9 protein-coding genes are annotated in these 7,301 nt (G+C 68.8%); 6 read left to right on the top strand and 3 right to left on the bottom strand.

The features are described from left to right. Positions 1–39: 39 nt before the first annotated feature. The gene (locus tag VIG79_RS10640; RefSeq protein WP_331885358.1) at positions 40–327 is read left to right on the top strand and encodes an Lrp/AsnC ligand binding domain-containing protein; all 288 of its coding nucleotides are present in this window, start codon (positions 40–42) and stop codon (positions 325–327) included. A 9-nt stretch (positions 328–336) separates the two neighbouring features. Here the strand turns inward: VIG79_RS10640 and trpD are convergent, their stop codons facing one another. Beyond that, complete coding sequence (trpD, locus tag VIG79_RS10635) at positions 337–1,401, bottom strand: anthranilate phosphoribosyltransferase (RefSeq protein ID WP_331885356.1); 1,065 nt, start codon at positions 1,399–1,401, stop codon at positions 337–339. Positions 1,402–1,413: 12 nt separating this feature from the next. After that, positions 1,414–1,875 carry a hypothetical protein gene (locus VIG79_RS10630; RefSeq protein WP_331885354.1) on the bottom strand — a complete coding sequence of 154 codons (462 nt, stop codon included), beginning with the start codon at positions 1,873–1,875 and terminating at the stop codon, positions 1,414–1,416. 175 nt (positions 1,876–2,050) lie between these two features. On the opposite strand from VIG79_RS10630, the gene VIG79_RS10625 reads away from it, so the two are divergent. From VIG79_RS10625 to VIG79_RS10605, 5 genes are all read left to right on the top strand, one after another. Beyond that, positions 2,051–2,629: a heme-copper oxidase subunit III gene (locus VIG79_RS10625; RefSeq protein ID WP_331885362.1), complete on the top strand. Its 579-nt coding sequence runs from the start codon at positions 2,051–2,053 to the stop codon at positions 2,627–2,629. 58 nt (positions 2,630–2,687) lie between these two features. Beyond that, positions 2,688–3,473: a cytochrome c gene (locus VIG79_RS10620; RefSeq protein WP_331885353.1), complete on the top strand. Its 786-nt coding sequence runs from the start codon at positions 2,688–2,690 to the stop codon at positions 3,471–3,473. Positions 3,474–3,546: 73 nt separating this feature from the next. Further along, positions 3,547–4,680 (top strand): ubiquinol-cytochrome c reductase iron-sulfur subunit, encoded by a 1,134-nt coding sequence (locus VIG79_RS10615; protein WP_331885352.1) that lies wholly within the window; start codon positions 3,547–3,549, stop codon positions 4,678–4,680. After that, on the top strand, positions 4,680–6,470 hold the full coding sequence (locus tag VIG79_RS10610) for a ubiquinol-cytochrome c reductase cytochrome b subunit (RefSeq protein ID WP_331885351.1): 1,791 nt from the start codon (positions 4,680–4,682) through the stop codon (positions 6,468–6,470). Before VIG79_RS10615 ends, VIG79_RS10610 begins: the two co-directional genes overlap by 1 nt. A 312-nt stretch (positions 6,471–6,782) precedes the next feature. Further along, on the top strand, positions 6,783–7,139 hold the full coding sequence (locus tag VIG79_RS10605) for a metallopeptidase family protein (protein WP_331885350.1): 357 nt from the start codon (positions 6,783–6,785) through the stop codon (positions 7,137–7,139). A gap of 33 nt (positions 7,140–7,172) precedes the next feature. Here VIG79_RS10605 and VIG79_RS10600 read toward each other — a convergent pair whose 3' ends face one another. Next, positions 7,173–7,289, bottom strand: a complete 117-nt coding sequence (locus VIG79_RS10600) for a cytochrome c oxidase subunit 4 (protein WP_331885360.1) — start codon at positions 7,287–7,289, stop codon at positions 7,173–7,175. Positions 7,290–7,301: the final 12 nt, after the last annotated feature.

The following is a 7,301-nucleotide window of genomic DNA, read 5'->3' as shown; positions in this document are numbered from 1 at the left end:
TCGAGGCGGCCACCCGCATACCTGTAGTTCAATCGTCCCGTGATCACCGCCATCGTCATGGTCAGCTGCGACGTCGACCGCATCCCGGAGGTGGGCCAGGGCATCGCCGAGCTCGACGGGGTGACGGAGGTCTACTCGGTCACCGGCGACGCGGACCTCATCGCGATGGTGCGCGTCCGCGACCACGAGCAGCTGGCCGACGTCATCGCGGACCGTCTCAACAAGGTGGACGGCGTGGCCCGGACCGACACCCACATCGCGTTCCGCACCTACTCCAAGCGTGACACCGAGGAGGCCTTCTCGATCGGCCTCGGCGGGGACGACTGACCGGCAGCGTCAGCCGGACCGGGTCGCGGCCACCCACGACCCCACGAGCCGCGTCGCGGCCCCCGAGTCGACCGCCTCCGCCGCCCGCGCCATCCCCGCGCGCACGTCCGCCTCGAACTCGTCCGCCGACGAACCCGAGTCCGTACCCGTCAGCGCCAGCGCCAGCCCCGCGTTGAGCAGCACCGCGTCCCGAACCGGTCCCCGCTCGCCACCGAACATCGACCGGACCACGCCGGCGTTGTATGCCGGGTCCCCGCCCTTCAGCGCCGACGTCGGCTGCAGCGACAGCCCCACACGGACCGGGTCCACGACGCGCGACGTCACCGAACCCGCCCGTACCCACCACACCGATGACGTCGTCGCGAGGGTGAGCTCGTCCAGCCCGTCGTCGCCGCGGAACACCGCCGCGTCCCGCCCGCGCGTGGCGAACACCCCGGCCACGATCGGCGCCATCCGTGCGTCGGCGACCCCGACGGCCGCATACGTCGGCTGAGCCGGGTTGGTGAGCGGCCCGAGGAAGTTGAACGCCGTCGCCACCCCCAGCTCCCGTCGGACGCCGCCGGCGTGCCGGAACCCCGGGTGGAAGGCCTGCGCGAAGCAGAAGGTGATCCCCGCCTCCTCGGCGACCGCCGCCACCCTCGACGGTTCGAGCCCCAGGTCGATCCCCAGCGCCTCGAGAACGTCCGCCGAACCCGAGGACGACGACGCCGCCCGGTTGCCGTGCTTGACCACCCGCACCCCAGCCGCCGCGCAGACCATCGCCGCCATCGTCGAGATGTTGACGGTGTGCGCGCGGTCCCCGCCGGTGCCGACGACGTCCAGGCTCACGCCGGGCACCGTGATCCGGTTGGCGTGGGCCAGCATCTGGTCGGCGATGCCGCGCATCTCCTCGACGGTCTCGCCCTTCGCCCGGAGCGCCATGAGGAACCCGGCGATCTGCGCCGGCGTCGCCGACCCGGACATGATCTCGTTCATCGCCCACTCGGCGCGCTCGGTGCCGAGGTCGGTACCGGCCACCAACGCCGTGAGGACGTCGGGCCAGGTATGCGTGACGCCGCGGTCCGCGTCGCTCATCGGGCGGCGACGTCAGGCGGCAGGGTTCGTGCGGCGACCCAGGTCGGCCACGGCGCGCGCCAGGGCGATCGGGTCGAGCGGGTGCGGCACGGCGAGATCGGCCTGCGACCAGGCCGCGAGCCACGCGTCCTGCGGGCGACCGGTCAGCACGAGGATCGGCGGGCAGTCGAAGACCTCGTTCTTCAGCTGCTTGGCCAGCCCCAGGCCGCCGATCGGCGACGACTCGCCGTCGAGGATCAGCACGTCGAACCCGCCGCCCTCGGTCTCCGCCACCACCGCGGCGGGCGTCGCGCACTCGAGCCACGAGGACACCTCGACGTCTCGTGCGGGTCGACGACCCACGCCGAGACGCACCGCGTCGCGCGTGGCGCTGTCGTCGCTGAACAGGAGCACCCGGATCGTCGTCACCGGCGCCGGCCCTGCCGCTTCGGCGACGTGGGTCGAGATGGTCGCGCCGCCGTGCGAGTCGGTCATGGGGCCGATGGTAGCGAAGGGCGTCTGGGCCGCGTGTCGTCCCACCCGTCCCCTCCGGCACGGGGTGTTGCTGCGCTCAGCGAGAGGTTGCCCCCATAATGCTGACGTGGCGACCGCATCGGCAGCACCATCGCGCTCTGTGCAACTGGGGTCCGGTCCGGCGACCCGTCCCAACATGGTGTCGGTCGGCACCATCGTGTGGCTCGGCAGCGAGCTGATGTTCTTCGCGGGCCTCTTCGCCATGTACTTCCAGATCCGCTCGCTGTCCCCCGAGCTCTGGGCCGAGCAGACCGCGAAGCTCAACGTCCCCTTCGCCTCGTTCAACGCGTTCATCCTGCTGACGTCCTCGGTGTGGTGCCAGCTCGGCGTGTTCAGGGCCGAGGCCGGTAAGCCGTCACGCTCCGGAAAGCTCTGGCAGCTCAAGGAATGGGGAATGCGCGAGTGGTACGTCGTGACGTACCTCTTCGGCGCGTTCTTCATCGGCGGCCAGGTCTACGAGTACGCCGAGCTGACCAGCGAGGGCGTCACGCTGTCGTCCGACCGGTACGGCTCGGTGTTCTACCTGACCACCGGGTTCCACGGGATGCACGTCACCGGCGGCCTGATCGCGTTCCTGCTCATCATCGGTCGGACCTTCGCCACCCGGCGATACACGCATACCCAAGCCATCGGCGCCGTCGTGACCTCGTACTACTGGCACTTCGTCGACGTCGTCTGGATCGCCCTCTTCTCTGTGATCTACCTGCTCAAATGACCCGGTTCTCCGTGCCATCTCGAGCGCCGTCTCAGCCCCCGGACGTGAGGACCGCCCGTTGAACGCCTTGGCCGCCCGTCGCCGCCACCCCGCCGCGATCGCGATCCTCCTGCTCCTCGGGCTGGTCCTCGTCGGGGCCGCCTACTCGTTGCTCGCGCCGAAGTCTGCGCAGGCTCAGGCCCCGACGGCCGACGCCGTCGCCGAGGGGCGCTCGCTGTTCCTCGCCAACTGTGCGACCTGCCACGGCCTCAACGCGCAGGGCACGCAGGCCGGTCCGACGCTCGTCGGCGTCGGCGCCGCCTCGGTGAACTTCCAGGTCGGTACCGGTCGGATGCCCCTCGCCGGGCCGGGGGTCCAGGCACAGCGCCAGGACGAGATCAAGTTCTCGCAGGAGCAGATCGCGGCGCTGGCCGCCTACGTCGCCTCGCTGGCCCCTGGGCCCGCGATCCCCACCGAGGAGCAGCTGAACACCGACGGGGCCGACGTGGCGCTGGGCGGCGAGCTGTTCCGGGTCAACTGTGCGATGTGCCACAACTTCGCCGGGTCCGGCGGGGCGCTCACGCGCGGCAAGTATGCGCCGACGCTCAAGGGTGTCTCGAACCGGGACATCTACGAGGCGATGCTGACCGGCCCGCAGTCGATGCCGGTGTTCAACGACCAGAACATCACGCCGGAGAACAAGAAGAACATCATCGCGTGGATCAACGAGACCCAGACGCAGGCCAACCAGGGCGGGATGAACCTCGGCAACCTCGGTCCCGTCTCCGAGGGAATGTTCATCTGGATCTTCGGTCTCGGGATCATGGTCGGCATCGCGGTGTGGCTCGGCTCCAAAGCCGCGTGACATCACGTACTGCGCCCGCACCATAAATTTGTTCTAATCGACACCAGGACGAGTCGACAGGATCGATGCCCAGATGAGCAACGAGGACACTCCGCACGGCGGAGGCACCATGGTCGAGGACGGTGGGTCCGATCCTCGCGTCCCGGTGCGGCTCGACGAGGGACACCACATCGGTGACGGTGGCCTACCCGCCGTGTTCGAGAACCCGGGACTCCCGGCGCACGTCCACCGCATGGCGGACGACAACGAGGCCGCCGGCCGCCGCGCCGAGCGCCAGGTCGCGACGTTGTTCGGCGTCTCGATGCTCGCCACCGTCGCCTTCATCGTCGGCTACTTCGCGATCGACCACACCAAGGACGTCTTCGTCCCCGGCCTGGGCAGCGTGAACCTGCTCCATCTCGTCCTCGGTGTGACCATGGGCATCTCGCTGCTCGGCATCGGGTTCGGTGTCGTCCACTGGGCCAAGACGATGATGCCCGACGAGGAGGTCGTCGAGGAGCGGCACCTGCAGCGGTCCTCCGACGCCAACCGCAAGGAGGCCGCCGGGGTCATCCTCGGCGGTGGCGAGGCCGCCCAGCTGGGCCGCCGTCCCCTCATCCTGTACTCCCTCGGGGGCGCACTCGGCCTCTTCGCCCTGCCCTTCGTCATCCAGGTGGTCGGCTCGCTCGGCAACGTGACCGAGGCCGGCGAGCTCGCGCACACGATCTGGGACATCAAGCCCAACCCCGACGGCTCCCCCGGAGCCGCGATCCGGCTGATGCGCGACCCGGAGCTGACGCCGATCAAGGTCAGTGACGTCACCATCGGCTCGGCCTTCCACGTGATGCCGGAGACGATCAAGGACAGCTCGCACGTCCTCGAGGACAAGGCCAAGGCCGCGGTCATCCTCATGCGCCTTGACCCCTCCCAATTCGCGGACGACGACAAGGGTCGTAAGGCGCAGGAGTGGGGCTACCAGGGGATCATCGCGTACTCCAAGATCTGTACCCACGTCGGATGCGCCGTGGGCCTGTACGAGCAGCAGACCCATCACCTGCTCTGCCCGTGCCACCAGTCGACCTTCGACGCCACCAGGGACATGGACGTCATCTTCGGCCCGGCCAAACGGCCGCTGCCGCAGCTGAAGATCACCGTCGACGCCTCGGGTTATCTCGTCGCGCCCCAAGGGTTCACCGAACCCGTGGGGCCGAGCTACTGGGAGCGATGATGAGCACTGCTGTGGACCCGAGAAGCGCCGAGGCGCTTCGCGAGCACGACGAGGTCGGCGAGCCCGCCCCGAGCGGCGGGATGAAGGTGGCCGGGGGCCTCGCCGGCTGGTTGGACGACCGGACCGGCGGCGCCGGCTTCATGTCGTACCTGCTGAAGAAGACGTTCCCGGACCACTGGACGTTCATGCTCGGCGAGATCGCGATGTACACGCTGATCATCTGCCTGCTGACCGGGACCTTCCTCACCTTCTGGTTCGTCCCGAGCGCCGGCCAGGTCGTCTACGACGGCTCGTACCTGCCGCTGCAGGGCATCACGATGTCCGAGGCCTACCAGTCCACCGTCAACATCTCGTTCGACGTCCGCGGGGGGCTGCTGATCCGGCAGATCCACCACTGGGCCGCCCTGCTGTTCATCGTGGCGATCACCGTGCACATGTGCCGCGTGTTCTTCACCGGCGCGTTCCGCAAGCCTCGTGAGATCAACTGGGTGATCGGCACAATCCTGTCGATGCTGGCCCTGCTCGAGGGCTTCGCCGGCTACTCGCTCCCTGACGACCTGCTCTCCGGCACCGGCCTCCGCGCGGCTGAAGGCTTCATCCGGTCGATACCGATCATCGGGTCCTACATGACGGTCGTCGTCTTCGGCGGTCCGTTCCCGGGCGAGCAGATCATCCCGCTCCTCTTCTCGGTGCACATCCTGCTGCTCCCGGCCATCATCGTCGGGCTGTTCACCGCCCACATCGTGCTGGTCTTCGTGCACAAGCACACGCAGTACCCCGGGCCGGGCCGGACCAACATGAACGTCGTCGGCTACCCGTTCATGCCGGTCTACATCGCCAAGGCCGGAGGCTTCTTCTTCCTCGTCTTCGGGATGTGCGCCCTCATGGCCGGACTGGTGACGATCAACCCGATCTGGGCCTACGGCCCCTACGCGCCGTCGCAGGTCACGGCGGGCTCCCAACCGGACTGGTACATGGGCTTCGCTGACGGCGCCCTACGGCTCCTGCCGGGTTGGCTCGAGTTCGTGATGTTCGACCGGACGTGGAGCTTCAACGTCTTCCTCGGCGCGATCGCCCTGATCCCGGTGCTCTATACCCTCATCGGCATCTACCCGTTCCTCGAGAAGTGGGTCACCCGCGACAACCGGGAGCACCACCTGCTCGACCGGCCGCGCAACGCGCCCGTCCGCACGGGCATCGGGGTCATGGCGCTGTCGTTCTACCTGATCCTCTTCATCGCCGCCGGCAACGACATCATCGCGATCAAGATGCACCTGTCGATCAACGACATCACCAACACCCTGCGGCTCGCCTGCTTCGTGGTGCCACCGCTGGCGTTCTGGGTCACCAAGCGGATCTGCCTGAGCCTCCAGCGCCACGATCGCGAGAAAGTGCTGCACGGTCGCGAGAGCGGCACCATCATCCGCACCGCGGAGGGCCGGTTCTTTGAGAAGCACGAGGCGCTCGACGAGTACGAGCGTTGGACTTTGGTGCAGCAGGAGGTTCCGGAGCCGCTGGTGCTCGGCTCCCAGACCGACAGGAACGGGGTCGCGGCCAAGCACGCCCGGTCGGAGCGGATCCGGGCCCGGTTGTCGCACTTCTACTTCAAGGACCGCGTTGCGCCGGTCACCCCCGCCGAGCTGGCGGCTGCCCACCACCACGGTGAGCACGAGGCCATCTCGTCGCCCGAGACCTCCGGCAGCCTCGAGGGCCCGCCGGAGACCCAAGGCCTCGGCCTGCCGATGTCGGAGCGCGAGTCGGTCAAACGCGCACCGGAGAAGGACCTCTAAGCCCGGATCGGGGCACGTCGGGCTCCTCGGGGTCGGGACCCACCGTGGTCGGTGTCCCGGCCCCGAGGTACGTCTGCGGACCGGCGCCCCCAGGAGGGATGGTCGGGGACGCGGCGCCAACTACTCAGACATGTCCGGGTAGCTGGGGCCGATCGCCCGATCCGGCGGCACCTACTCAGACATGTCCGGGTAATCGTTGTGGCGGTGCATCAGTCCTCGTGGTCATCACCCCTGAGGGGCGCACGAGCCTCGCTGACGGGCGCTGGGCCCCGCTGGGACCGTGCGGACGGCTCCCGTGCCACAGTGAGGCTCATGACCGGCCCGATGACCGACGAGGAGTTCGAGGCGGCGGTCGGCGACGCCCTGGACCTGATCCCCGACGACCTGGCCACGCTGATGAGCAACGTCGCCGTGCTCGTGGCCGACGAGCCACCCGCCGGCGAGCCGGACCTGCTGGGACTCTACGAGGGCGTGCCGCTGACCGAGCGGGACGGTTGGTGGGACGCCGGCTCGCTGCCGGACCGGATCACCATCTTCAAGGGTCCGTTGACCCGGCACTCCGACGACCGTGAGGACCTCCTGGACGAGATCGCGGTCACGGTGGTGCACGAGGTCGCGCACCACTTCGGCATCACCGACGAACGGCTCCACGAGCTGGGCTGGGGCTGAGACCCCGGCCAGGTGAGGTGAGCCAACGAGTGGTCAGTTGGCGTACTCGCCCCTGTAGTGCTCGAACGTCCAGCCGACGATCGACACGATCCCGAAGAACGCGCCGATGATGAACAGCCACCACCCGACGGCCAGGCCGAGGAAGCACACCGCGCCGGTGAG

This window comes from Lapillicoccus sp. (genome assembly GCF_036559105.1).
GTDB lineage: Bacteria > Actinomycetota > Actinomycetes > Actinomycetales > Dermatophilaceae > Lapillicoccus.
This window is presented reverse-complemented; position numbering and strand designations above follow the sequence as displayed.